Source organism: Cyclobacterium salsum (genome assembly GCF_010119245.1).
Taxonomy (GTDB): domain Bacteria; phylum Bacteroidota; class Bacteroidia; order Cytophagales; family Cyclobacteriaceae; genus Cyclobacterium; species Cyclobacterium salsum.
Genome location: NZ_WNKG01000010.1, coordinates 52226 through 75240, shown reverse-complemented (window position 1 = coordinate 75240; position 23015 = coordinate 52226). Strand labels below are relative to the sequence as shown.

General features: G+C 46.3%; 22 protein-coding genes. 4 read left to right on the top strand and 18 right to left on the bottom strand.

Annotated features, from left to right (window positions below; translation table 11 throughout):
- Window positions 1-43: 43 nt before the first annotated feature.
- From GJS45_RS17850 to GJS45_RS17840, 3 genes are read right to left on the bottom strand one after another with little or no spacing between them, the layout of a single operon-like run.
- The gene (locus GJS45_RS17850) at window positions 44-1855 is read right to left on the bottom strand and encodes a hypothetical protein (protein WP_162343236.1); all 1812 of its coding nucleotides are present in this window, start codon (window positions 1853-1855) and stop codon (window positions 44-46) included.
- Between the two features lie 2 nt (window positions 1856-1857).
- Entirely contained in the window at window positions 1858-5958 is a 4101-nt protein-coding gene (locus GJS45_RS17845) for a phage tail tape measure protein (protein ID WP_162343235.1), read from the bottom strand.
- A 2-nt stretch (window positions 5959-5960) separates the two neighbouring features.
- The gene (locus GJS45_RS17840; RefSeq protein ID WP_162343234.1) at window positions 5961-6338 is read right to left on the bottom strand and encodes a hypothetical protein; all 378 of its coding nucleotides are present in this window, start codon (window positions 6336-6338) and stop codon (window positions 5961-5963) included.
- Window positions 6339-7255: 917 nt separating this feature from the next.
- Between GJS45_RS17840 and GJS45_RS17835 the strand changes: the two genes are divergently transcribed.
- The 3 genes from GJS45_RS17835 to GJS45_RS17825 are packed head-to-tail and all read left to right on the top strand — an operon-like array spanning window position 7256 to window position 8789.
- Window positions 7256-7669 (top strand): hypothetical protein, encoded by a 414-nt coding sequence (locus tag GJS45_RS17835; protein WP_162343233.1) that lies wholly within the window; start codon window positions 7256-7258, stop codon window positions 7667-7669.
- Window positions 7670-7671: 2 nt separating this feature from the next.
- Window positions 7672-8142: an ArdC family protein gene (locus GJS45_RS17830; protein WP_162343232.1), complete on the top strand. Its 471-nt coding sequence runs from the start codon at window positions 7672-7674 to the stop codon at window positions 8140-8142.
- A gap of 2 nt (window positions 8143-8144) precedes the next feature.
- The gene (locus GJS45_RS17825; protein ID WP_162343231.1) at window positions 8145-8789 is read left to right on the top strand and encodes a JAB domain-containing protein; all 645 of its coding nucleotides are present in this window, start codon (window positions 8145-8147) and stop codon (window positions 8787-8789) included.
- Between the two features lie 590 nt (window positions 8790-9379).
- Here the strand turns inward: GJS45_RS17825 and GJS45_RS17820 are convergent.
- The 8 genes from GJS45_RS17820 to GJS45_RS17785 form a co-directional block, all read right to left on the bottom strand.
- Entirely contained in the window at window positions 9380-9877 is a 498-nt protein-coding gene (locus GJS45_RS17820) for a DUF1643 domain-containing protein (RefSeq protein ID WP_162343230.1), read from the bottom strand.
- Between the two features lie 245 nt (window positions 9878-10122).
- Entirely contained in the window at window positions 10123-10662 is a 540-nt protein-coding gene (locus GJS45_RS17815) for a hypothetical protein (protein WP_162343229.1), read from the bottom strand.
- Between the two features lie 23 nt (window positions 10663-10685).
- Entirely contained in the window at window positions 10686-11642 is a 957-nt protein-coding gene (locus GJS45_RS17810; RefSeq protein WP_162343228.1) for a hypothetical protein, read from the bottom strand.
- A 185-nt stretch (window positions 11643-11827) separates the two neighbouring features.
- Window positions 11828-12259, bottom strand: coding sequence for a hypothetical protein (locus GJS45_RS17805; protein ID WP_162343227.1), 432 nt, complete (start codon window positions 12257-12259; stop codon window positions 11828-11830).
- A complete protein-coding gene (locus tag GJS45_RS17800; protein WP_162343226.1) occupies window positions 12256-13173 on the bottom strand; it encodes a hypothetical protein in 918 nt (305 codons plus the stop codon). The genes GJS45_RS17805 and GJS45_RS17800 overlap by 4 nt, the downstream gene beginning before the upstream one ends.
- The gene (locus GJS45_RS17795) at window positions 13170-14189 is read right to left on the bottom strand and encodes a DUF6712 family protein (protein WP_162343225.1); all 1020 of its coding nucleotides are present in this window, start codon (window positions 14187-14189) and stop codon (window positions 13170-13172) included. The genes GJS45_RS17800 and GJS45_RS17795 overlap by 4 nt, the downstream gene beginning before the upstream one ends.
- Before the next feature lie 2 nt (window positions 14190-14191).
- Window positions 14192-15562 carry a hypothetical protein gene (locus GJS45_RS17790; RefSeq protein WP_162343224.1) on the bottom strand — a complete coding sequence of 457 codons (1371 nt, stop codon included), beginning with the start codon at window positions 15560-15562 and terminating at the stop codon, window positions 14192-14194.
- Complete coding sequence (locus GJS45_RS17785; protein ID WP_162343223.1) at window positions 15559-15840, bottom strand: hypothetical protein; 282 nt, start codon at window positions 15838-15840, stop codon at window positions 15559-15561. The genes GJS45_RS17790 and GJS45_RS17785 overlap by 4 nt, the downstream gene beginning before the upstream one ends.
- A gap of 138 nt (window positions 15841-15978) precedes the next feature.
- On the opposite strand from GJS45_RS17785, the gene GJS45_RS17780 reads away from it, so the two are divergent.
- Complete coding sequence (locus GJS45_RS17780) at window positions 15979-16404, top strand: hypothetical protein (RefSeq protein ID WP_162343222.1); 426 nt, start codon at window positions 15979-15981, stop codon at window positions 16402-16404.
- Between the two features lie 185 nt (window positions 16405-16589).
- Here the strand turns inward: GJS45_RS17780 and GJS45_RS17775 are convergent, their stop codons facing one another.
- From GJS45_RS17775 to GJS45_RS17745, 7 genes are all read right to left on the bottom strand, one after another.
- Window positions 16590-17501 carry a coiled-coil domain-containing protein gene (locus tag GJS45_RS17775; protein ID WP_162343221.1) on the bottom strand — a complete coding sequence of 304 codons (912 nt, stop codon included), beginning with the start codon at window positions 17499-17501 and terminating at the stop codon, window positions 16590-16592.
- 46 nt (window positions 17502-17547) lie between these two features.
- On the bottom strand, window positions 17548-19299 hold the full coding sequence (locus GJS45_RS17770; RefSeq protein WP_162343220.1) for a hypothetical protein: 1752 nt from the start codon (window positions 19297-19299) through the stop codon (window positions 17548-17550).
- Window positions 19268-20197 carry a hypothetical protein gene (locus GJS45_RS17765; protein ID WP_162343219.1) on the bottom strand — a complete coding sequence of 310 codons (930 nt, stop codon included), beginning with the start codon at window positions 20195-20197 and terminating at the stop codon, window positions 19268-19270. The genes GJS45_RS17770 and GJS45_RS17765 overlap by 32 nt, the downstream gene beginning before the upstream one ends.
- A 44-nt stretch (window positions 20198-20241) precedes the next feature.
- Complete coding sequence (locus tag GJS45_RS17760) at window positions 20242-20478, bottom strand: hypothetical protein (protein WP_162343218.1); 237 nt, start codon at window positions 20476-20478, stop codon at window positions 20242-20244.
- Window positions 20479-20732: 254 nt separating this feature from the next.
- Window positions 20733-21320: a phospholipase D-like domain-containing protein gene (locus tag GJS45_RS17755; RefSeq protein ID WP_162343217.1), complete on the bottom strand. Its 588-nt coding sequence runs from the start codon at window positions 21318-21320 to the stop codon at window positions 20733-20735.
- Window positions 21317-22000, bottom strand: a complete 684-nt coding sequence (locus GJS45_RS17750; protein WP_162343216.1) for a hypothetical protein — start codon at window positions 21998-22000, stop codon at window positions 21317-21319. Before GJS45_RS17750 ends, GJS45_RS17755 begins: the two co-directional genes overlap by 4 nt.
- Before the next feature lie 55 nt (window positions 22001-22055).
- A complete protein-coding gene (locus GJS45_RS17745; RefSeq protein ID WP_162343215.1) occupies window positions 22056-23003 on the bottom strand; it encodes a hypothetical protein in 948 nt (315 codons plus the stop codon).
- Between the last annotated feature and the right edge of the window lie 12 nt (window positions 23004-23015).

The window sequence follows — 23015 nt, the reverse complement described above, 5'->3', positions numbered from 1 at the left end:
TTTTATACAAATTACCAGAGATCGATGGTGGGATAAAGGACAGCTACAAATCCCCCTGAACAAGGTCCACCTGGGCAGGCTCTATCTTGTTTTGCCGAATAGTGATATTGATTCGCTCAATGAAAAAATTCATACCCCGTAGGTATACTTTCCGGCTTAGGTTCAAGTTTTTCAAGTCAAGGGCATTTAGCAGAAATAAACCACGAATAGAGCGCTTATCGGCTGCAATGTAGTCCCTGTACGCACTGTGAAAATTGGACAAAAGGCCGTCTGAGCCTTCCCATTCCAGGGAAAGGTTTCCCAGGCGGTTGCCATGAGCATCATAATTATGAGGAGTCATCAAGGGGTAAAGGTTTGGAGAGTTCTCAGAGCCTGTAAGGGTGCTGAAGCTTTCCCGGACTCCATGAAACAAACCGATTTGAGGACGCTCAGGCCTGGCAAGGCGATTGCCCCTGAACTCCGGGACATACCAGCTGCCAAGTTCGATGCCATTACTATTGCTGTCCTCATGCCAATACTCATGAATACCCATCCGGACGGGCTCCAGGTTTGGTTTCATGTCAAAACCTCCCTGATCCTCCGAAGGGGCTGCACCCAGACCGGTACCCTTTAGATCAAATAGGTAACGCTGGGGATCCTGCGGATCTGACTTTTCCCTAAGGCGTTTTGTCCAAAGTTCCTTGGTGTCACGGACGTATACATCGATTTCCCCCTCGGAAGGAACCTGGTAATTGAAAAGATCCAATACGGTATCCACTTCTACCCCATTAAATTCTTCAATACCTTCCACGGCCTGGCCATATCCATAGGCGTAATTCTGCCCTTCACGCTTGCTGATGGTGAGCCGATTGATACGTTTGGCATCCCAATTTACTAGACTGGTATCCGCGAGAATATCGGCATTGGTGCGAATACTGAATCCGTTCCCTGCCGGGAACATGGTGGCAGCGACTAGCTTTAACAGTTCCCGGACCATTTCATTGGCCGGAAGACTGGGAAGGAAGGAATTGAGATAAAAGAAATTGTCAGGTGCTTCGCCTCCGGAGCTGTAGCCATCCAGCAGGATGCCCCTCCGGATGGAAAGCAGCGATTCGTTATACCGGGGGTGATAGGTACTGGACAGAACGATTTTTTGCAGCTCTCCGCTGGCAAAGGGATTCACATCGAGCCTGCCGTCAAAAAACGCTTCAAAAATATACCTGGCCCTGGGGAAAGGAAATACAACAGTATGGACTGGGGAGCTGGAGCCAAACAGCACGTAATTTTCCTCCCTGGCATTGAAAAAATTGATGTATTGTTTTAATGAAGCAAAATTACCAGCATTTTTTGGTATATCGTTCGGATCATTCAGGTATGGCCAGGGTTCATCGGCGAGACGCATAACAGGGGCACAAAAATCAGAATTGTTAAATAAAGTAGGCCAGATTAATTCCCTGTAATTTGATGCCCAAAAATCAGAATTGAAAAGATTATTAGACCCCGTACTTGTGCCAAAGCCGTAATAGGTCATGGGAAGCTGGAAAAGAGGGGATTTCATGCCGTCGGTGATCACTGATCCACGAAAAAAACACTTTATATCCCGCTCAAATTCCTGTACTACCAGCACACCGGAGAGAATCCTGACGGTTCCAAAATAAATTTCAAATCCATCGTATTCTTTGAAAGAATTAAAGCTATTCAAGCGATCGGGTCGATTGAATAGCGTCAGGTTGTGATTTGTAGCAGGAAGCGAAAAGTTCAGCGAATGATTGGATGGAATTCGATCATTGAAAAAGAAGGGATTCTCATAAATGAGATTGAGTGAAATATCCGGAGGGTAGTTTACTGGTACTCCTTTCAGTAGCATCTTGAGCATGGCTAGAGGTTTACATTTTGTTCGATTTCCTTATAATCTTTCTCTGCTTCGTAGAAGCCACGACGGCCCAAGAGACTGACATCTGCCCGGATACCCTTGCGGATCTCTCCCCGCAGATCTGCCATCAATTCATTGTTTTTCCGGATCAGTTCTTTTGCCTCATTATCTAGGCTTACGGCTGCAGGTGCCGCCGATGCAGGCCTGGTTTGCGCAAAACCACCCCTTTGGCGCCCTGGCATAGTGAACATTTCCATTCGCCTGGCCATGACTTTTTCCAGGTTGATACTGGAAATGGTACCGTTTCGTTGCGCTGTATCGATAGCATCCAGAACGGGCCGAATGGTGGGATTTTCGTATGCCTCGTTACTGGCCACAAACTCCCGTCCCGACTCCGCAATAAGAATGCGGGGATCATCGACGTACCCCGGACCGGCAAAGCCACGGGAGCGAAACATTTTTTTATCCTGCTTTCGCACCACATTTGCATAACCTCCCTTTTCGGCTCCTGGAATCTCGGGTAAAGGTTCTTTTTTGATAGTAGCGATCTGCAGGCCGCCCATCAATCCGACTATCGCAGCCAGAGCCAGGTTAGGCAAGGATTTGGCCACTCCTGCGGCGGTATTAACGATGGCGGACATAAGCGCAACGTTGCGCTCACGCTTCGCTCTGTTACGCTCATATACCGCCCTCTTTTTGTCCAGGTCGGCATTAAGCCGGTCCACCTGTTGATTATATTGTTCTTGGGTAATCACCCCATTTTCAAGTCTTTTTTTCAGGGCGGCTTCCTTCTGTTGGTTAGCCATTTCGAACTGCTGCAGCTCTCGTTGCTCACCGGCCGTTCGCATAGCATTGTACTGGGACCAAACCTGACCCAGGGACTGGGTGGCCATTAACAGCCCATCTATGGAAACCGCTCCCTGCCTGAGGTTTGAAAAGAAAGTCTCCCAATCGTCCGGAGTGAAGCCGAGCACATCGACATTGGATCTGCGCATGCCCCGGTCTTCTGCTATTTCGGTACCGGTACCAAGGCCAAGCTCGCTGAGCTGCTGCCGGACCTCTGCCAGGCGTGCGTTGATGGTTTCTCTTTCTTCGTCAGAAAGAATTCGATCTGACAGATCCAGGCCTTCCCATTGTCCGGTATCCAGTACGGCCTTCAATTCACTTTGCAAATCCTGCAAATGTGCCTTTACCAGTGCTTCCTCTTCCCTTCTAAATTTTTTGTCAATTTCCTGCTGTGCCTGGCGCATATTTCTGAGTCCGGCCAATGCTTCAGCAGACAGGTCATCACGAAGGAAAGCCCGGGCTTCTTCCAGGCTTTTGATCTCTTTGTACTGCTCATTATGGGATACACGGAGCTCCTGAAGCTCTTTATTAAATGCTGCCTGCTTTTGCTCGATGGCTTTTTTCATCGCATCGGCATCGAGCTGGTTGAGGTTGGCGTAATGTTCCTTCTCCAGGGCTTCTTTTACGCGGAGTTCTTCCTCCGTCAGCTCCTTACGCTCTTTGCCGAATATCCCTGCTTCCTGAAGGCGTTTTTGATAAGCCAATCGTTCCTGTTCAATGAGAGACATTTGGCCTTCCAGGACTTTTTGGCGGTATTCTGCTTGCTTTTTTAATTCCGCAGCTAATTTGGAATCCTTCCCATCAGAAGCAGATGTCACAGTAGATCCTGAAGCGGTTCCTGGGTTGCTGGCATTGGTGCCAGAATCATTGTTCGGCCCAGAGAACAAAGAAACCGGTTGGACTTTCTGATTGAGGTCCATGTTTTTCTGAATGAAGCCTGTAAGGAGTTCTTCCTGCGCTTTGAAATCTTCCTCCATGGCTTGGCGGTTTTCCTGGCGGTATTGCTCACGAACTTCATTGACCAGAGCTTCCTCGTTACCAAACCGTAAGACTGCCAATTTGGTCTTTTGCCAAAGGCTCAATTCTTCATCCTGTCCGTTCCGTAAAGCTTCGATCCGCTTTTTCTGTAGTTCTACCAATTCATCTTCAGCGGCCTGGACGGAGGCTTTTTTGAGAAGACTTGCAATATATTTTTCAGTTGCCCTGGTGGCTTCTTCTGTATTAATCGTTTCTAGGGAGAGGTTGCCCAGGTATTCCGGAGACAACTGTTGCAGTGCTTCGATGGCTTTTCTTCTATCCTCATCAGACCGGGCTTTGTCTCTGGCCATAGCAAGCAATCGTTCCATTTCTACCTTTTCCCGGACAATATCTTGCTCCGCCTGAACCTGAACATCCTGTAGTTTCCGCTGAGCTTTTTCCGCACTGGTAAGCCCTTTGGAATATTGATAGAGGGCTGTTGTCACTGCAGCTACACCCGCGGCTATAAGCAACCACGGATTTAATCTTGACACCGCATTGAATACCCGCATGGCTGCGGTAGCTCTGGAAAGATTCCCAGTAAAAAGTGCCTGAGCTGCTGCGAGCAGTAACATTCCGTTTCGCTGCAAAGCAATCAATCCCAGGTTGATTCTGGAAAGACTATTGAAAACCCGCATGTAGTTGGTGCTGGCAAAAAGCGCAAGATTATACCCGACAATAGCAGCGGTTAGCGTAGTGAGTAGCTTCCAATTGTCTTGAATAAAATCAAACAGTATAGTCAGAATGCGAACAAAATAGGTAAACCCGTTGGTGCTTACCGTCATTACCGGCATGAGCTTTTCCCCCAGCTCTACTACCATATTTTGAAGACCTTTCCTGGCTTTCTCCAATTTAGCCTGGGCAGTTTCATTCTTAATGCCAAATTCTTCGGTAAGACTAGTCCCTCGCTCAAATGCCTGGTTGGATAATTCCTGCTGCTGGCGAAGCTTCTCTGTATTATTGGCCAAGGATCCCAGCACCCCGATGACACGGCCCCCATCCTGTCCTAGATCCCCAAGGGTATCGGCCAGGTTTGTTAATCCGTCAGAATTATTTCTAACGCCTTCCAGGACACGTAAAAACGCCTCGTTTGCATCACTATTAAGCAACTCCCTAAATCCTGAGGCATCCATGGAAGCATATTTGGCAAATACATCCGAATTTTTTGCCATCTCCAGGAATAACTTTGAAAGTGCCGTTGTGCTTACCTCTGATGTTTGTCCTAGGCTGTCCAAAGTAGCGGCCATTCCCATTAAATCGTTAATGGAAACATTAGCCAGGGGGCCAACGCCAGCCATTCGCCTGGTGAACTCTACAATGTATCCCTCATTGGCGGTGGATGCCATGCCAAGCTCATTGATAGCGGATCCAACCTTTAAAAGTGCGTCCTCCAGCGGTACGCCCTCATCAATTTTAAAGATATCCACCAGCTTTCCGACCTGGGTAATCGCTGCTTCTACATCCCCTCCCAAGTCTTCGGAAAGCGCAACTCCGATCTGATCGGATGCCCGAACAAATCCCAGGATGTCTTCCCTTCCCTGAATACCTAATTTACCTGCTACCCGAGACAGGCCTAAAAGGTCGTTTTGTGAGGTTCGAGTATCGATATTTTTAAGTTCCTCGTTTAACTCCCTGACCTCTTCTTTGGTCAGGTTGGTAGTCTTCATCACGTCGGCTAGCTTGTCGTCGAACTCTGCAAAGTCGTTGATGGTCTTACGAATGCCGGAGACCGCTGCAAACATGGTGGCAAATCCCGCTGTTAGTACTCCGATATAGTGATTAAACCTGCCAGCCATGCGCTGCAGTGAAGACCCGGTGGCTCTGGCCCGCCCATCCAGCTCCCGGTAACGAGCAGTTACTTCTTGCAACCTTTCGTCATGCTTTCGCCATTGCTCCGTGTGGGGGCCTGCCAGATCGCGCAATCGTCGCACCCTGTTCATTTCCCGCCTTAGATCCACCAGGGACATTTTGTTTACATCGATTTGGGATCGAAGTACTTTTAGCCTCGATTCAGCGATGTTCAAGGCATTGTTTTTCTGCTTAATGGCATCTGTTACGGCTTTGTATTGTTGGGTATTTTGCTTACCGGATCGGCGAAGCTTTTTTTCTTCCCGTTCCAGGGCACGTAATTCGGTATTGGTATCTTTTACGGCTCTCTCGAGTTCGCCAATTTCCTTTTTACCACGGTCACCATTGACCACGATGTTTAGTATTAAATCTTCGTCTCTGAGTTTTTTGGCCATGGCTACCTTTCCATTTCACGTTTTAGCGATGCTGCTACGTCATTGGTAAAGTCTACCATGAGCCTATTGGCAATCACGTAGTAATGCCCGAATACAAATTTGTTGTGAATGGGGTAGTTTTTCCTTTTGATCCGTCTTCCCCGTTTTAGTTGGGGTTTCTTTTTGAGATCCAAAAATCGCTCGTAGGCTTTGTGCTTAAAAGTTAGTTTCCCATCCAGTCCAGCTTCTTGATGGATGTGAAAGTCTCTTTCGCTTTCCAAGGTACCAGTATGGAAATGAAGCAGCTTTCTCATTTGGAGGCCCTGGTTTCTTTCCAACCGGTAGGCTTCCTCTTTCAATATCCGTCGGACGAATTCCTTTTTGATTATGGCATCTTCCACAGCAGTAGCATTTTCTTACTAAGCTATGGGGGTGGGTGGGGTAAATAAAGGACAAAGGGAGGGGCTTTTCCATACGGAACCGGGCTACTTCATTACTAGTCCTCGCCTTGTTCCAAGGCTCCGGGCTATCCATTGCGATCCCTAAGCCAAAAAAACCCGGACAAAAAGGCCCGGGCTAGTGAATAAACTAAATCTTAATCGGATTCTCTTGATAATCCATAACCTTAAAGGGTATCATACCAGTTGTGGATTTCAATTCTGTGATAAATTTTCTCAGTTGGTCTTTATCTATGCTTTTGATTTCATAGACAAGGTAGTACGTGTTTGATGTTTTAGGCATGGTATTAAAGTATGGTGGCCGGAGCTGCTGGGTACATCAAACATTTGCTTAATAAACCCCCGGGACCTCACGATCATCCGACTCCGACCAAATTTAAATTCTATTTTCATAATGTTTGATGTTTTAGCACTTCAAAAATAGAAAAAAATATGGTGTGCTCCTGGGGTCGCACTGGTTAATTGGTGGGATTTTTTGGGGTGTGGGGGGCGGCTTGTCATATATCCATTTCAAAAAGTCTTTTTGCAATTGCAAACACAAAGGAGGGCGGAGTCGGGGTCAATTCTGACAGAATGACTTTTGAAAAAAGTAATCAAAACCTTAAACCGCTGAAAATCAAGTTTAAATATTTTTTTTAAGTGCTAAAACAGGCTCTTTTTAGCCGTTTTAAGCCACTTTCTGGCCTTTTTTCTCCAAAAAAGAGGTAAAAAAAATTTTAGTCTTTCCTGCTTTACTTCTGCCCATTCAATGGGCGAAACGAAAGCTAAGATCCTTTAATACAGGTTTTTATAGGTTGGTGAAACCTAAATATATGCGTATATTTATATAAACAAACAAACAGATATAACCTTTAAAAATCATGAAAGAACAGACCAAAAAAACAACAACACAGCCCACCGGAAAAAACGAAGTGGAGCAACTGAAAGCACAAATTAAAAAGCTTGAAACACAGCTAAGCCAGCAGCCCCAAAGCCTAGAGGAAAAAATAAAATTCTTCCAGGAAAAGCAGGAAATGATTAAACGCCTTAACCTTTTGGACAACTACGCAGACAACCTTTTGAAAGTAGGGGAAGAAATCCAGAAGGACCAAGAGGAAGACGAGTTTTTGACAGACCGGTATTTTATGAAAATCACCTACAAGCCTACCACATACGGAAGCGAGCAGGAAGTTTTAAAAATCCAAAATATCAAACTTATCGGTGAGGTCCTTGGCTTTGCCATCGGCAAAATCAACGAGAAAAGAAACGAATTGCAAACACTAATCAACGCCTAAAAATGGAAAAGCAAATGAACCCCAAAAGGGCGCAACTCATAGCCCTAAGCAACGAAGCCAAGGAAATCAGAAACGACATGGCAGAAGCAGCAGAAACGGAAAACGAGGCCCTTTTTTGGGCCTCCCGTACCGTGAATTACATGCTTTTAAATCACATGTACGACACCGAAGGAGCGGAAGAGTTTAACACCTTCAAACAATGGAAAGAGCAAGGAGCCACCATAAAAAAAGGATCCAAAGCTTTTTTGGTCTGGGGGCAGCCGATAGGCAAACAACGAGCCCAGGAAGCACAGCAGAAAGGGCAGGAAGCACCGGAGGAAGACGAATATAGGTTTTTCCCTATCTGTTACCTGTTTTCTGACAAGCAGGTAATAACCGCCGAAGAATTGGCGCAGGAAAAACAGCAAGCTTCCAAAGTGGAAGAGCCCAAAGTAAATTTTATTCAATCCGTAAACCTTGACATTGTGATTTAACCATGAAACTAAAAGAACCAATTCAAACACTTTACGACAAAGGAAAGGCAGCTCTGAGCAATACCATGTTAATCAGTGCAGCTTTTAACCTGCCAGAGGACACCGCAAGAGAAATTTTGAAACTTTCAAATAACAATTTGGCAGCCCTTGCCAAACTTTCCGCTAACGACCTGATGAAAATTAAAAACATCAGTCACACAAGAGCCGCCGCTATCTTGGCAGCTTTCGAAATGGGCCGCCGGCGCTGGGTATTGAACAGCCCGGGTAAAATATTTTCCATTAAATGTTCGGGTGATGTGTACAGTTATTTTAAACCCTACCTTTTGGATGAAGTAGTGGAATATTTTTACATCATCCTGCTAAACCGAAGCAATAAGGTTATTTGCCATAAACTGATAAGTCAGGGGGGAACCTCTGCCACCATAGCAGACCCCAAACTGATTTTTAAACATGCCTTGGAAAACCTGGCTAACGCTATTATTTTGATACACAACCACCCAAGCGGGAATTTAAGACCCTCACAGGCCGATATTACCCTAACCAAAAAACTGGTTAACGCCGGTAAAACGCTGGAAATCCCCGTATTGGATCATCTTATAATTACAGATACAGATTACTATTCTTTTGGGGATGAAGGCATGATTTAATCGGGCAGTTACTTTTTAATGTCTGGAAACTACCTAACTATTAGGGTAGTTTCCCGCGTTGGAAGCGGCATTTTCTCCCGTGTCCCCTCCTTTCGTCGGCATTTTTCTTCAAAAAATTATCATTACTATCGTATGATGGACCCGGGAGAAAATAAGGTGGTTTGTCTGCTTTTACCCTGCAACATGCCCTCAACACATTCTGCGAATGTTGCATGGTAAAAGATTGTTGCCTACCGCTCATTGCCAAAAAATAGTAGAAGCTCCTTAACGGAAACATACCGCGGGGCGGTCCCTTCGGGCCAGGGAGTAGGGTTAAAAAAAGGGACGAAAAGTCCCTTAAAATATATGGTGCCTTCGGCGAATTTATTTATTTCAGTGAAACTTTATTAACTTCAATCTTTTGAAAATTTTATTCCTTATTCAATGATGTCTTTTTTCCCACGTATCCTCCTTTCGCCGGTATTTTTCTGCAAAAAATAATCATTACTATCGCATGATGGACAGGGGAGAAAATAAGGTGGTTTGTTTGCTTCTACCCTGCACCATGGCCACCCACCACATTCTGCGAATGCTGAATGGTAAAAGGCTCGTTAAAATTGGGAATCCAACTTCAGTCGTACAGGTAGTAAATCCGATTTTAGATAAAGTGGGTGTTTTGGTGTACCATTTTTTCCTAAATCAATCGCATAAAGTTTACCTTTCGCAAAACTGATTAAATCAGTTCCCTTTTGGCCATTTAATAGCTTTTTCAATAGTTTCCGATTACCCCAGGCGCAAATAACTTTGTCTACTTTATCAATAAGCTGTCGGATATGATCAATATTTTCATCGCCAAATGGATTGTCACATATTAATAAATCTTTTGGCTTTGTGGCTCGAAAGGCAAATAAATTACATACATGCAGTCCACCATAACCCCACGATTTTGAAAACCCAATACACCTAGTTATTGTCCGGTCATCTTTTGTTGCATCGGCAGTTGAGGGGTTAAGCATTACGAATAATACTAAAGGTTTTCCTGTTTCCCATATTCGCGTCAGGGTATACCGATATTTCTCACAAGATGAAATTTTTGCACTCTTCACCATTCTTTAAACTATTTTATTCACCTCAACCTTCTTAAAACTCCACCCTTTATAATCAAATGGAAACTTCCAGGATTTGATGTATTCGTAGGAAAATTCCGGATGATGTTTGCACAAGAGCTTCAAATTGGACCAAAATTCCTCATGCCCTTCTTTCCGGATCACTATGATATTTCTAAAGGATCCCATGTATAAATTTACTCATATTTTTATACATTCCAAACCAGGCCAGGTACCAGGAAGATTTTTTATTCTGTTGCCAGGTCACGTTTTTCCTTTTCCCATTTGATCTTACAAAATTGACCAAATCGAATATTCACGTCCAGAATATCTTTCTCAAACTCCTCACGGGTATATCCGTGCTCCTGTAGCCAGTTGGTATACTCCGTTTCGGGCTTACCGTACAGCACATTCCACTCTCTGAGTGCCTGGCAAAAATCATCAAACCCCTTTTCCCGAAATTCCACTTCATAGGCGTCAAAGTCCTCCTTCATGTTTTTCAGATCGGCGAGGGGAGTTTTTCCATCAAAATAAAAATTGGCATCTACCAGCTCCTTAAAAAAAGTAGCGTATCGGCTCAGGGAATCTTCGCTGATCTCCCAAGCGGCCACAAACTCCTGTTCATAAAAACGCTTCTCTTCAATCTGATGATGCAGGTCAGCTGCTACCAGCGCCGCCGCAAAGGTTGAATGCACTTCCTCGTAACGGGAGTTCCCCGTACTTTTTTGCTCACAAGACCAGCTCATGCCAATTGCCCCAATAAGGACGATCAAACGGAAATTTCTCATGCTAGTGTTTGTTAGACAAATATTTAGTACAACCACATAGTTAGTTTTCTCCAGAAGGGTCCTAAGATCAGTGCTGTTGGGAGGATAATTGTTACAAATTTTATCCAAAAGAGGTAAAATCCATATCTAGCTTTCATCTGCCCAATTCCAACGGTCGTCTTAGGTTTTATTATTACAATTATGAAAACAAATACCCCTATTAGTAGTAAACGTAAATATATCGGGTCTCTTGGTTTTTCCTCTTTAATAAATTCATCGGGCACATACCCACTTTCAGATTTCAACAATAAATCTATTGCCTTATAAATGTTAGTTGAGTCTACCCCTTGCTTTATTATTTCATATGATTCTCTTTTCATTATATCACTATACGAGGTATATGAATCGCTTAAACTATAGATCAGTAAATAGATCAATAGAAAGAACAAAAAATATGAAATGGCACCACCATAATTAGCCCAAATACTTAAGATCCTTCTAGGTTGATTATCCTCTATCCAACAGTCAATCTTATGCTGGATGTCTTCTTTTATTGCCGGGTCGTAACATTTTAGTTGATATTTAAGATCTCCACCAAAAAGTCGTGTTAATCTTAAATCAAATTTGTTACTGTACGAAGATCCACGGGATATATTAATGACAATTTCATGAGGAGCCATTTTTGGCAGGCCAGGATGCTTTAGAAGCCCATTAATAGTACTATCTGATAGTTTAATTCCATCTTTAGAAATTAGTTGACAATCGATTCTGTTATCAAATGGGTAAACTCTTTTTTTTATTCTTTCAAATTCTTTTGCTAGTCCGTCTGGATTAATATCAGGATTATCCTCTAATATTTCACGATTGATCTTATTGTCCCAGGACGTCTTAAGTAAATCATCTATTTCTGAAACTATCTCATTTAACTTCTCCAAATCTTCACGGCTAAGGAGCCAAGGCCCTTTAAACTCTTTTTCATCTGGATACAGAATTTGTCCCATAGTAGTTTTGTCAAATTAAAAGCTAAATATACCAAAAAAAATACGCACAACTCCCGCCATGCGTAGGATCCGGGCCAAACCCATTCAAATGCCCGGATCAGTCGATATGAAAAAATATCACCTTATGGCATTTTGGGCAGGACTCGATTACCACCCGTCCATCAAAGGCACTTTTTTCCCGGATGCTAGAAACTGAGCAGCATGGACCAGCCGTTCCAGCCGCCAAAGATGTTGAATTCCGGGTCGATGTTGATGCTTTCGGCCTGCAGCCGCCAAAAGGGGCCGCAACCTTCCTCAAAGCTTTCCAAAATCTCCTCCCGGATGGCCAGAATAATTTCCTGCGTCTTTTCATATTGGTCCAGTTGTTCGCCTTTCTGCTGATCGGTCCAACCCTTGTCAATGACAAACAGGTAGGTGCTGTGATCATCCACCAGGCTGGAAGGGTCCCGGCCGGAGGCATTGGCTGAGGGGATTACGGCCACTAGCTGGATGCCTCGCTCATCTTTCAGTGAGTTGATCGCATGATTATCTTGGGCCACCAGGTGATGGCCTTCTAGTGCCGGAATTGTAGCCACCCATTCAGCACAAAGGGCGTTAAAATCCTTGATCCCTATCATTTATTTTTGAGTTTGCGCTTCATTTCCCTGTTCTGATCGTCACAGTCTTTCATGTACAGCAGCACATCAAAGAGCCCCATTTTGTCGGTTTTCTCGACATCTCCAAAAGGACCTTCCTTGGCTACGTTATGCAGTACGGATACCCATCCATTGCCGCGAGACCGGCGTTCATCACCGGATCCACTGCCAAACAGGCTGGAAAAATTCACTCCCACCCCACCCAGAACGAGCGTTTCTTTCTGGATATAGCCGACCAGGTAACTAAACCACAAGAGAATGGCCGTCTGGATCACCTGCCCCACCTGGGCGGTATGTTGGGCGTTGATGGGGAGCCGGGAGCGGTTAAAGGGTTCCCGGCGAAATCCGTCAAAGTCTTCCCGCTGGGAGAGCTGGGCAAAGCCGCTGCGCTCCGGCCTGTACAGGCAGGCCAGGAAACGGAACATGCATTCTGATTCCCGAGTATCGAAGTACTCGTTCATTTCTTCCAGGGCTGCCCGGAATTCGCCAAAGGTCAGATCTGCCAGCAGATGGGCAGGCCCGTACAGCTTTAGCTTTCCTGCCCGGATCACGGGGAAGTGATTGAACACCGTTTCGTAACAGATTTCAAGCTCTTCCTTTTCATTTTTCCGGAACACAAAGCCGCAAAGCGATTCCGCCAGCATCCAGGTCCTGCTTTGCTTTTCCATGCGCTGCTCCTCACTCATGATCCGCTCCATGGCCACACTTTTATAATCTCGCTGGATATCGGCCAGCTGATAGAAGCAGCGGACCAGGGCCTCTTCCGGACGGATCACTCCGGCACTGGCCAGTACCGCCTGCTTCAGGCAATACAGGCGCTGTGCCTGATCCATTTCGTCCCAGTGAGAGGGAATTTCGATATGAATGGATTTTTCGGGAAGTTCCAGGGTGTTCATGTGCGGAAAAATTTATTTCTTTCCTCATTCTCCGGCAATAGTGGATAAGTCCCGGACTCCGGATCTGCCCGCTGCAGCCAGAGCCGAACATCATCCAATACCTCTGCAGCATCCTCCTGTAATCGCTTCGCGTGCCAGCTGATCACCTCCGGTAAGGCCGCTGCACTAGCTGCCCGGCTTTGCATGTTGCTTTTAAACTGTTGCACCACGCCTTCCGGCAACACCTGCAGGCTGAGCCGCTTCACAGCCATGACCATCACCAGGAGCGGGATGGCTTTTTGTACCAGGCCTAGCAATTCTTCAATATCCGGATCCCCATCTGCAGACGGGATTCCCGAACTGCCGGAGCCACTGCCAGTCGTGCCCTCGAGGTGATAGCTTAACAATTCCGAATACTTCGCTCCTAACGCTTTCTTGATGGCCCGTTCCTGAATTTCCCGTATCCAGGGAAGCACCGTATAGTAAAACCGTGGGCTGGCATCAATGGGATAGGCATCCTGAAAGATGGTCTCGTTGTGAACGAAGAGCCGCCTGGCGGTTTTCCTATTTTGGCTGTCCATCCATTCCGGAAGCTGTTTCTCTTCCAGCCAGGCCAGTAGCAGATCCGTGGTCTGATGGGCTTTGCGGAGCTGTGCTTCATCGTCCCGGTCCAGCATCCATTCCCAGGGCATCTTCTCATTTTCCGGATCCAGCTTTACTTTCCGGCCGGCATCCTCATGAGAGACCAGATTGGATTGGTAATAGTTAAAGGTGGCCCGGTAGGCAATGGGGATCTGCAGTAGCAGGACCAGCTGGTCATTCAGTGCCTGGGTTTCGTCCGGGTTGACCGCCTGGTAGTTCTCACTTCGGTAATGGTCATGTGCCCGATCATAGACCGCTTGACCTACCAGCTTGGTGATTTCAGATTCGGCCAGCATCACGTCCGTGGCCACCCGCTCAAATTTATTGTTGGCGTAATAAGATCCGGTCCGGTCCCGGAGTTCCACTGCTCCGTTATTGTCTTTGTTGAATAGCATGATCAAGAGGGGTTTTCTGCGTTATTGACTAATCGCTCATTTGGGGCCACATCCTCTTCCTTCATCACCGAATGATGGTAGAAGCCCATGCGCAGCTTTTTACCCTTGAAATTGGCGGCTATGGCCTGATTGATGGGTTCAAATACCACTTCCTCGGGCAGTGTAGTATCTGAGGCCATGTATAACTTAAGCGCATAAAGCATTTGGGATCCACTGCTCAACTGCCCGTTCACGATGATATTGGAAAGGGAAGGATGCAAGCCCATGCCGGAAGTGGTAGCCGAATCGGCCTTTTCACCGATCTTCACCTGGCTTTCGACAAAATCCTTGATCTTTTGGTCGATGGCTTCCACCTTCCATTCGTTTTTGTTGCCGTCTTCGTCATAGAAGTCCACCGTCTCGATAAACTTCCCGGCATTTCGTTTGCCGGTCAGTACTCGGGCCATTTTTTGGAAGGTTTTGTCCTTCAGTTCTTCCACCCGTTTGCTGCGCTGGGCTTCGGTCTCCCCAGGGTGCATCTTTTCGATTTTCTCTTCCTTGGCTTCCCAATAACCGGCCGGGCTATGGATATGATAGGCTGAGGTGATCCCATTTTCACTCAGGTATTTCAGTACCTCCGGAATATCGGAGCTGCGCATGATCCAATTGAGCGAACCGTAATAGCTGGGTACACTATAGAAGTTACGCCCAAAGCTATATTTGTTATGGTAGGCGATGGAAATTCCATGTTTGAAAGGATTCCACGGATCGTGGACCGGGTAACCTGTCATACCCGTATGCAGGCAATGGTTTTGGAAGTCACCCACCCATATCCGCTTTACGGATTCAAGCCGTTTTGGTCCCTTTTCCGGCCATTCCAGGCGGGCATCCGTGCCGGGAATCACTTCCAGGTACTTGATCATACCGGGACCGCCAATCCTGGGAGCCCGGTTTCGGACCCGCTTCACATACACGCCCTTCATGTACTTGTATTCCACCATGGCCATGTCGATGTAGCGCTTATAGTCCCAGCTGTCCAGCCAGGCTTGCACCTGGGCATCTTCCACGTATTCCCGGCTGACCTTTCCTTCCTCGTACTTCACCTGGTACAGCTGCGGTCCATCCCCATAGAGCAGGCCCATTTCCCTTTCCAGGATACCGGGAGCCAGGTTGTTTTTGTCCATGATGTCCCGGATGATCACGGGCAGGTCATTATTCAGGCCATGCGGTACCAGCTTCACCCCACCGATCAGGGCGGGATCAGCTTCCCAGTCTACCGTGCGGGAGAGGCCCGCATACTCATCAAAATGGGCAAAGGGATTATTTCCCATCACAAAGGCCCCGGCATCGGTATTCGCCACACGGGATTTGCCTATTTTCTTGATTTCGCTCATAGCAAGGTGGTTTTTTGCCCGTTAAAGGTCATCAGCGTGGGTATGTAGAATCGCCGCTGCTCCAGGGTGTCCAGGTCGGTGTAGGGTTCCAGGAGTTCCCCGTTTTCAATATCAATATCCTGACTCCTGGGGCGCAGCCTGGCCCGGCGCACTTCCACGATGCCCTGGGTTTCCTGCTTGGATTCGGAGTACGACATAAAGGAAAAGGAAACCTCCTGCCCCTGGGCAGAACGCTTCCGCATCTCTGAAATGGCTTCGTAAACGGTTAATTGACCCATGCGCCTAATTTCGCATGGGATTGGGAGGGGGAAAAGGACAGGGAATTATTTGTATATTAGAGAATGGAACATTTGGACACGATAATTTTGGCAATTGGATTATTAGTTTCTCTATTTTTTAACTGGAAGCAATATCAAATGAGCAAAAGACGAGAATTTTATGAAATTGAAGAAAGGAAACGGACACGAGAAAAAAAACTAAAATTTAAAATTTCTCAAAACGGTCCCCCAGATGTAAAAAATGATGGTATTTATGTCTACCTAACCGTAGAAATATTCAATATATCAGAATTACCCATCCACTTATTAAAAGCAAAAATAGTTTTTTATAATAATGGCCTTCCTACTGACACAAAATTACCCATGACAAAGGAAAATGCTAGGTTTTTAGGGTCGACGGTATATCCGGTAGATCCAATACAAAAAATAATGACACTAGTTACAGATGATTTAAATATAATGGAAAAAGTAGCATATAATCCATTTAAATTAATTATTACTGATGAGTTTGATACAACCTTCCAAAGTAACCTCTTCCAAATTAAATGGACCCCCTCACGCTAGCATCACCCACTTCTGGCTTTCTGGCACCACGAACATGCCGCCGCCAGGTCTTGCGCATCATCAGGTATTTGAAGCTGTCAAATAGGTTTATGTCTTCAGGGAAATTTTAACGTTTACCTCGGATCGGTAAATTGACCCATGCGACTAATTTCGCATAGGATTGGAAGGGGGAAAAGGACAAATTATTATTCGTTAGGGTCTTCGTATGCCAATCCCAATTCAGTTAAAACATATAAATTCCCTTTTTCTGATTCAACCTTGAAAATAAGATTCTGTTGTAAAAAATATTCTATTTCTAAATCCGGATAAATATTCTCAATATCAAATTCACCATTTAAAATTCGTGACCAAATTTTATCAAAACCCATTCTTTTTAGTGCAATTAAATTATCATTATTAATTCTAATACGGCGATTTTGATACTCTCTGATATTTCGACGAGCATAAAATACATTTTCAAGTAGGGAAATTTCCAAGCTTTTGCGTGGATCCTGGGACAGATTTTCCGGATTCAATTGTTTTAATATGCTAGACAGTGCTTTTTCATTTTTTTCCTTAAACTCCTTAATTTCCGTATTTTTAGAGGCAATCTCCTCCGAATAACTTTTGTTCTCATTTGACAAATCGGAAATTTTTTCATTTTTTTCATCCAATTGGTTTTTAAGCTTTTCAATTTCATCATTCAGCGCCTTATATTCGAGTTGCCCTGCTCTGACTACTTCCTCCTCTCTTTTCACTTTGATAAGCTCTCGTCGTTTTATTGATGACTTTTTACTATAATCAATTTTCGAACTAAAATTATTGAAGTTTATATTTTCCAATCTCCTATGGATAAACCCTAATAAATAAGGTCGGCCAAAAGTATATGCTATTGCTAAAAGAACTGGAACCAAATACACATGCCATTGTGTAGAGTCAGATATATGGGATACCATTGCTATTCTTGATTCTATGCTTGTATCTGAAAACAAAAGTATCAATACTATTTTCCAGTTGATTATTATCCATGAAATCAAAAATGAGTTCAAAATAGGCATTTTGACTCTTTCGGCTACAGAATCATACCAACTTTTGATGTATTCAAGCAGATCTTTCATTAAATTAGTTTTAAGTCACAACTAAAAGTACAAAAAAAATTGTATCTCACCCCCTCACACTCGCATCACCCACTTCCGGCTTCCTTGCTCCCCGTACATGCCGCCGCCAGGTCTTGCGCATCATCAGGTATTTGAAGCTGTCGGATGGATTGGTACTTTCCAGGGGCAGCCGGTGGATGGGGAGCTTTTCGGGGGTTTTGTCTTTGGCTACTATGTTACGGCCCCGATCCGTACGCTTTTTGGTTTTGGCCAGCTGCAGGGAGCAGCGCAGTGGTTTGCAGTGAAAATAATCGATCAGCACTCGTGGCAGCTTCCGGTTGTGCTCCTGGAAGAGCTCCTGCATAAAATTGTACTCCTCATTTTGACCAATATTCCCCTGGCCTTCGCTCATCAGGATCACTTTCCAGCCGGTGCGGTTTCCCTCTCCATCCACTTCCAGGGCTTTCTTTAGTTGGGTGGCCAGATCTTGACCGGCCTTTTTGTAGTTATTTGCCGCCCGATCGTAATACAGATGAATTGTCTTTTCCCGATGAGGCTTGTAGAAAGCCAGGAATTTATCGGCCAGTTCCCGGATCCATTCAGGAGACAGGGTGTAAATGAATTTGCTTACCCGGTAGTGCTTGCCGATTTCCTGCGCCAGGGTCATGGAATGCATGTTGCCAAAGTCCAAACCCATATCGATGGCTTTGCTCCGCTCATGGTATTTCAGGATCCGGCAGTCTTCTTCATCCTGCAGCCCAAAGCGCATTTCCCAGTCCGGGCTGGTGCCGTCCTGGTAAAAGTGCCGCTCCCCCAGGTTCGCATAGAAGAGCTCACCCGTCTCCGGGGACGGCTTTAGGCTGAGTACGGTGGTTTTGGCATCGATAAAGTCATCATTGAAAGCATCCTCAAACCATTCGGATGTCAGGATATCGACATTGACGTAGGAACTGGCGATGTAGAACATACTGTGGGCATCCTTCGCCAGGCGGGTAGCGGTCCAGCGTTCCACCCAGCGCTGCCAGGTGCGCTTCTTGCTGATAATTTCCTCCGTATTCCCTTCCTCACAGGCGGCATAGTATTCTCCGAGGGCTTCATTTGCCACAAAGGCCGTCCGCAATACCCGAAGCAGGGCGGCGGTGTTCATCCGGTTTCCGCGCTCGAGAACCCAATCATATTCGCCCACCTGGTCCACATTGGGCATATCGGTGGTGAAGGTATGGCCCCGGTAAAATACCGAATGCCCATACTTCACCCGCATGCCACGGATGGCCTTTTGCAGGTTAAGAATCCGCTCTTTGCGAAAGTACTTTACCTCATCGCCAAACACATGCACATAGTTACCACCCGCCAGGGAAGCGGGCCGGTCCAGGCTGCCAAAGGTGATGTTAAAGCCGGTGAAGAAAACGATGGTATGGCGATAGGAACCCACCTCATTATAGGGCTTCCAGAAATGTTCTTTTAGCTCCGGAGGCAGGTCGGGCCTTTCTTTCTGGGGGATCTCCGGGGGCCGCTTGCCGATCACGTAGTGAACGCCCTCGACCATGCCCTTAGCGGTCAATCCTTCCTTTACGGTCCGAAGCACGTTTTTCTGCAGGTTACTGTAGGTATCGGCCACCCAGGCCACCGGTGCACCTGGCAGGTCATAGACCATTTCCAGGAGGCGTTCCACCTGGATATCGGTAGTCTTTGCCGATCCACGGCCAGCCACCATATACAGCGACTTGGGAAGGATCATCATGCAGAGCTGGGAGAGCCAGTTGGCAAAGACTCGATCCAGTCCCGGGCTATTCTCCTTTGGCTTCTTTCTCCAGCTCATTGAATCGGTCTTCGAGTTTGATGTTTTCCAGGCTGGCTTCCTGCTTCAGTCGGGCCTTTTCCCGCTCAGGTATTTCCAAGGCCTCGATCTGATTGGCCAGCTCCTGCCGGTTGATAGTGGGCAGTCCCACGCTGGCAGGATCCAGGGAGTAGTAGCGCAGGGGCTTGAGGTAGATTTCCTTGTCCAGCTTTTCCGGATCGGGCTTGTCCAGTTCCCGCATCCGCGCGGCCTTATCAATCAGGTTGCCGTACACTTCCCAATCCTTACTTGATTCCGCATTGTCCCGGACGATGAGCGCCGCTTCGTCCAGCTGGTCAGCGTATAGATTGCGCAGGGCTTTCTTCTCTATATTCCGATCGGTGTAAAACAAGGTTACCGCCTCATCGTACATTTCCGATGCCCGCCGGTACTGCAGATTCCAGGGATCACGGGTGAAAAACTTGACAGTGTTTCGCCGGCCATACTTCCGGCTCATGGAGTTGATCAGGGTCAGGGCATCTAGGTAGATGGCTTCCTCTGTGCTCAGCTCATTGATGCTGCCGCCCTCAATATAGTCTTCCAGCTTTCTCAGTAACTTTTTGTCAATGGCACCGCCAAAGATATCCAATTTCGAAAGCTCCCAACTTCTGGATCTCCGGATTTTCCCCAACTGCTGGGAGGCAGTCACGTTGCCCTTTTCGGCATCTCCCAGCAGGGACATCTGTTCTTTGGCCACAGACATGAGCTGGCCCCGCTTGATATGATAATGGACATTGCTTTCTACGTCCAGGGCAGCCTGGACAAAAAAGAACTTGTCCACGTCAAAATAGACCGCCATTTCCTCCGGGCTATAGCCCAGAGCGGCCAGGCTTTCCAGTTCGGTAATTCGCTCTTCGTCCAGTGGAAACGTTAGGTTCATACCCAAAAATAAATGTCCTTCCCTGGCTTGGGAAGGACATCGGTTCAATAGGTTTGTTTTTGCATCAGCTCCGAACATTTCCGAAGCACTTCCATCAGAAGCAGAATCTGCTCAACTTCCTCCCGGCTAATGTGATCCTGAAGGAGGGGAAGCAGGTTTCGAAGTGCACATATTTTACCAAGAATGAGAAAGTATGGTGTAAAAGTATTCTCAAATTGGTAAAACAGTTCCAGTTGTTCGCCTAAGAGCAACAACCTTTTCTCTCTACATGTTTCTGTCATGATAAAAATAAGATGCAAGGCACCGAAACCTCAGCCCGCAGCAAAAATACAGGTAATCGGCTGCCTTTGGTTAAGTTTTATTCGTGACTACAGGCTGTTAATTAATCGAGCCAAAATTGAGTAATTAATTAGTTACAAACAACATTTTTAAGTATTTAATTTACTTTTTTTTGTATTTAACGTTATTAATAATTTTACACCTAATAAATTAACTTTTACCCTAATCTCATTTTTTCAAAGGAGAATTCTATCCATCAAATTTCCAGGGACATAAGGCAGTGATTTCTAAATTCAAAAAGCTGCTTATCATTGACGAAAACATATTGTTCGTGCATGGCATTTTCCGAAAAATTTCCGCTTCCCTCGATCACAAAATAATTTCCCTGGCTCCGGATCAGGGTCACCTTACTGTGATTCCAGCAATAGCAAACCTCGAAGTTGCGCTCTTTACGCTGTAGTTCTATCAGGTCAAAAACTTTTGGCATCCGGTGTTTGACTGATTCGGAAATGGACATGCGGATTTTTCGAATGCTCCCCTTATCGTACCAGCGAAGCAAACTGGAAAGAATCCGCTCGTTGATGGAATAGGTACTGAAGGTTAACTCCTCGATTTCCCCACAGTTTTTGATAATGTAAGTAATGAAGGTAAAGGCATTGAAGCTTTTCAGGGTATAGAGAAAAAAAGCCTCACCTGGTTCAGGAAGCTTCCCCATCAGATTTTTAAGTGAGGCAATTTTGGCGAGGTGCTTGCTTTCAAATTTTGCCCGGTGGATCTCCGCTTTATCCTCCTTGCCTGCTGACTCCCGTACAGGGGCTATTTCCTTCAGGTCAAACAGTTTCATTTCATCTCATCAATTAGCCGCTTTACTTCCTTCAGCTTCCGCCTTTTGATCCGGAGCCGCCGTTCTCTTTCCGCCTGCAGGTGGGGCTTTTTGTTTTTGCGCAACTCGTCCTCAATCCGCCAGATGTTGTGTTCCAGTCGTTCCTCCATTTTTATCAGGTCAATGGGGCCCAGTTTTCGCAGCTTCTCAAGCTCCTTCATTTCCCGGAATACCGGATGCTTTCCCAGCACATGGCCATGATCCCGGTAGTGAACAAATTCGGCGATGATGGCCCGGTTTTCTTTGTAGTTTTCCATCAGCATCTTTACAGTCGACCACTGTTCTTCCTTACTGCTGCAGTCAAAGAGCTGCTCATGCCCGCGCACATAGTTCCAGTAGGCGGTGATCTTATCGGCTGCCAACACCTTCAGCTCCGGAGGGCAGGATGGATCGGAGAGAAAGGGCCAGTTTTCCCGGAAGCTTCCCTTCTTTTGTCCGGCCCGGATCCGGCGCACCTCGGCCAGGCTGACCTTTGCCCTGGCGGCCAGCTCCCGGATCAGAATGGGATAGGCTATCTGGTGATTGTACCGAGCCAGGCGAACAAAGGGGTGATCCTCCCCGCTATCCTGTGCAAAAAGCCGGAGCCCCTCATCCAGAGGAGCCCCGGCCTTTAGCCAGGTGTATACCTTGACTTTATCCATAGGTAAATTGATTTGCGTGAAATGCTATTTAAATGGCGTTTTATGCAAATTAGATTTACTTCTCAAACCGGCACTTACCCGGAAAGAGGGATTTAAGTTTTGGCTCCAGGGCTTTCCATCCGGAATCATTGTTATTGATCCACTTGCGGCTGGCCAGGACCTTGTCCAGGATACGGATATCCGGATTGGACCGGTAGACAGAGGCAATAATGGAGCCCCTTCCGTCATTCTGCGTAATGATGGGCCGGTGATCCCTGAAAAACATATTGGCATATAAGGTATAGACCAAATGACCTTCCTTATCGCAGCCAAACTGTTCGATGATCTTTGCCAATCCCTGCTTTTCTACGATGACCGGCGTATGAGTAGCATAGTCATATGGTGCGGCGATTCCCTGCTTTTTCAGGGCTTCCAGCGTTCGTTTGGCATTTTCCTGATAGACTCCGTTCGCTTTACCCCGGTTGGCCAGCAGGCCGTGGCTTTTCAGAGTCATGATATCGGCAAGCTCTAACGGGCAGAGGGTAAAGATATCGTCATTGGTCCAGACAAACACATTCGGAACCAGGTCCGAAGCGATGGCTGCCATCATCTTATGCGCCACATCCACCTGGGGATTTTTGCTTTGGGGCTTGTGGAGGATATGTTCCAGGCCCTTCCCTGCCCAGGCGGGTTTATCCCCTACGATAACGATTCGAGTATCGGGAATACTCTTTTCCCAGGCTCGTACGGCATAACGCAATTCGTCTCCTTTGGCTTTAGCTGCCAGGTAGGGGATCACGATGCAGATGGGATCGGAGTTGTCCGAAACTTCCTCCTTTTCGGCTAGCTTGTCAGCGGTCCCCTTTTCTTTATCATCCGTAGCGGGTTTTTCCGGTTTCTCCGCTATATCGGCATCTTCCGCAGTTTCGGCAGCGGCCTTGTTGTTGCCTGACTTTTTTTTAGTGGAAGTTTCGATTTTCTGGACATCCTTCCCGGATTCCTGGGTTTTGGTTTCTTTTTTCATGATGGTATAATT

Coding starts and splice junctions, on each gene's coding strand:
- GJS45_RS17850 (WP_162343236.1), bottom strand. CDS start 1,855: ATGCTCAAGATGCTACTGAAAGGAGTACCAGTAAACTACCCTCCGGAT.
- GJS45_RS17845 (WP_162343235.1), bottom strand. CDS start 5,958: ATGGCCAAAAAACTCAGAGACGAAGATTTAATACTAAACATCGTGGTC.
- GJS45_RS17835 (WP_162343233.1), top strand. CDS start 7,256: ATGAAAGAACAGACCAAAAAAACAACAACACAGCCCACCGGAAAAAAC.
- GJS45_RS17830 (WP_162343232.1), top strand. CDS start 7,672: ATGGAAAAGCAAATGAACCCCAAAAGGGCGCAACTCATAGCCCTAAGC.
- GJS45_RS17825 (WP_162343231.1), top strand. CDS start 8,145: ATGAAACTAAAAGAACCAATTCAAACACTTTACGACAAAGGAAAGGCA.
- GJS45_RS17820 (WP_162343230.1), bottom strand. CDS start 9,877: ATGGTGAAGAGTGCAAAAATTTCATCTTGTGAGAAATATCGGTATACC.
- GJS45_RS17815 (WP_162343229.1), bottom strand. CDS start 10,662: ATGAGAAATTTCCGTTTGATCGTCCTTATTGGGGCAATTGGCATGAGC.
- GJS45_RS17810 (WP_162343228.1), bottom strand. CDS start 11,642: ATGGGACAAATTCTGTATCCAGATGAAAAAGAGTTTAAAGGGCCTTGG.
- GJS45_RS17805 (WP_162343227.1), bottom strand. CDS start 12,259: ATGATAGGGATCAAGGATTTTAACGCCCTTTGTGCTGAATGGGTGGCT.
- GJS45_RS17800 (WP_162343226.1), bottom strand. CDS start 13,173: ATGAACACCCTGGAACTTCCCGAAAAATCCATTCATATCGAAATTCCC.
- GJS45_RS17795 (WP_162343225.1), bottom strand. CDS start 14,189: ATGCTATTCAACAAAGACAATAACGGAGCAGTGGAACTCCGGGACCGG.
- GJS45_RS17790 (WP_162343224.1), bottom strand. CDS start 15,562: ATGAGCGAAATCAAGAAAATAGGCAAATCCCGTGTGGCGAATACCGAT.
- GJS45_RS17785 (WP_162343223.1), bottom strand. CDS start 15,840: ATGGGTCAATTAACCGTTTACGAAGCCATTTCAGAGATGCGGAAGCGT.
- GJS45_RS17780 (WP_162343222.1), top strand. CDS start 15,979: ATGAGCAAAAGACGAGAATTTTATGAAATTGAAGAAAGGAAACGGACA.
- GJS45_RS17775 (WP_162343221.1), bottom strand. CDS start 17,501: ATGAAAGATCTGCTTGAATACATCAAAAGTTGGTATGATTCTGTAGCC.
- GJS45_RS17770 (WP_162343220.1), bottom strand. CDS start 19,299: ATGAGCTGGAGAAAGAAGCCAAAGGAGAATAGCCCGGGACTGGATCGA.
- GJS45_RS17765 (WP_162343219.1), bottom strand. CDS start 20,197: ATGAACCTAACGTTTCCACTGGACGAAGAGCGAATTACCGAACTGGAA.
- GJS45_RS17760 (WP_162343218.1), bottom strand. CDS start 20,478: ATGACAGAAACATGTAGAGAGAAAAGGTTGTTGCTCTTAGGCGAACAA.
- GJS45_RS17755 (WP_162343217.1), bottom strand. CDS start 21,320: ATGAAACTGTTTGACCTGAAGGAAATAGCCCCTGTACGGGAGTCAGCA.
- GJS45_RS17750 (WP_162343216.1), bottom strand. CDS start 22,000: ATGGATAAAGTCAAGGTATACACCTGGCTAAAGGCCGGGGCTCCTCTG.
- GJS45_RS17745 (WP_162343215.1), bottom strand. CDS start 23,003: ATGAAAAAAGAAACCAAAACCCAGGAATCCGGGAAGGATGTCCAGAAA.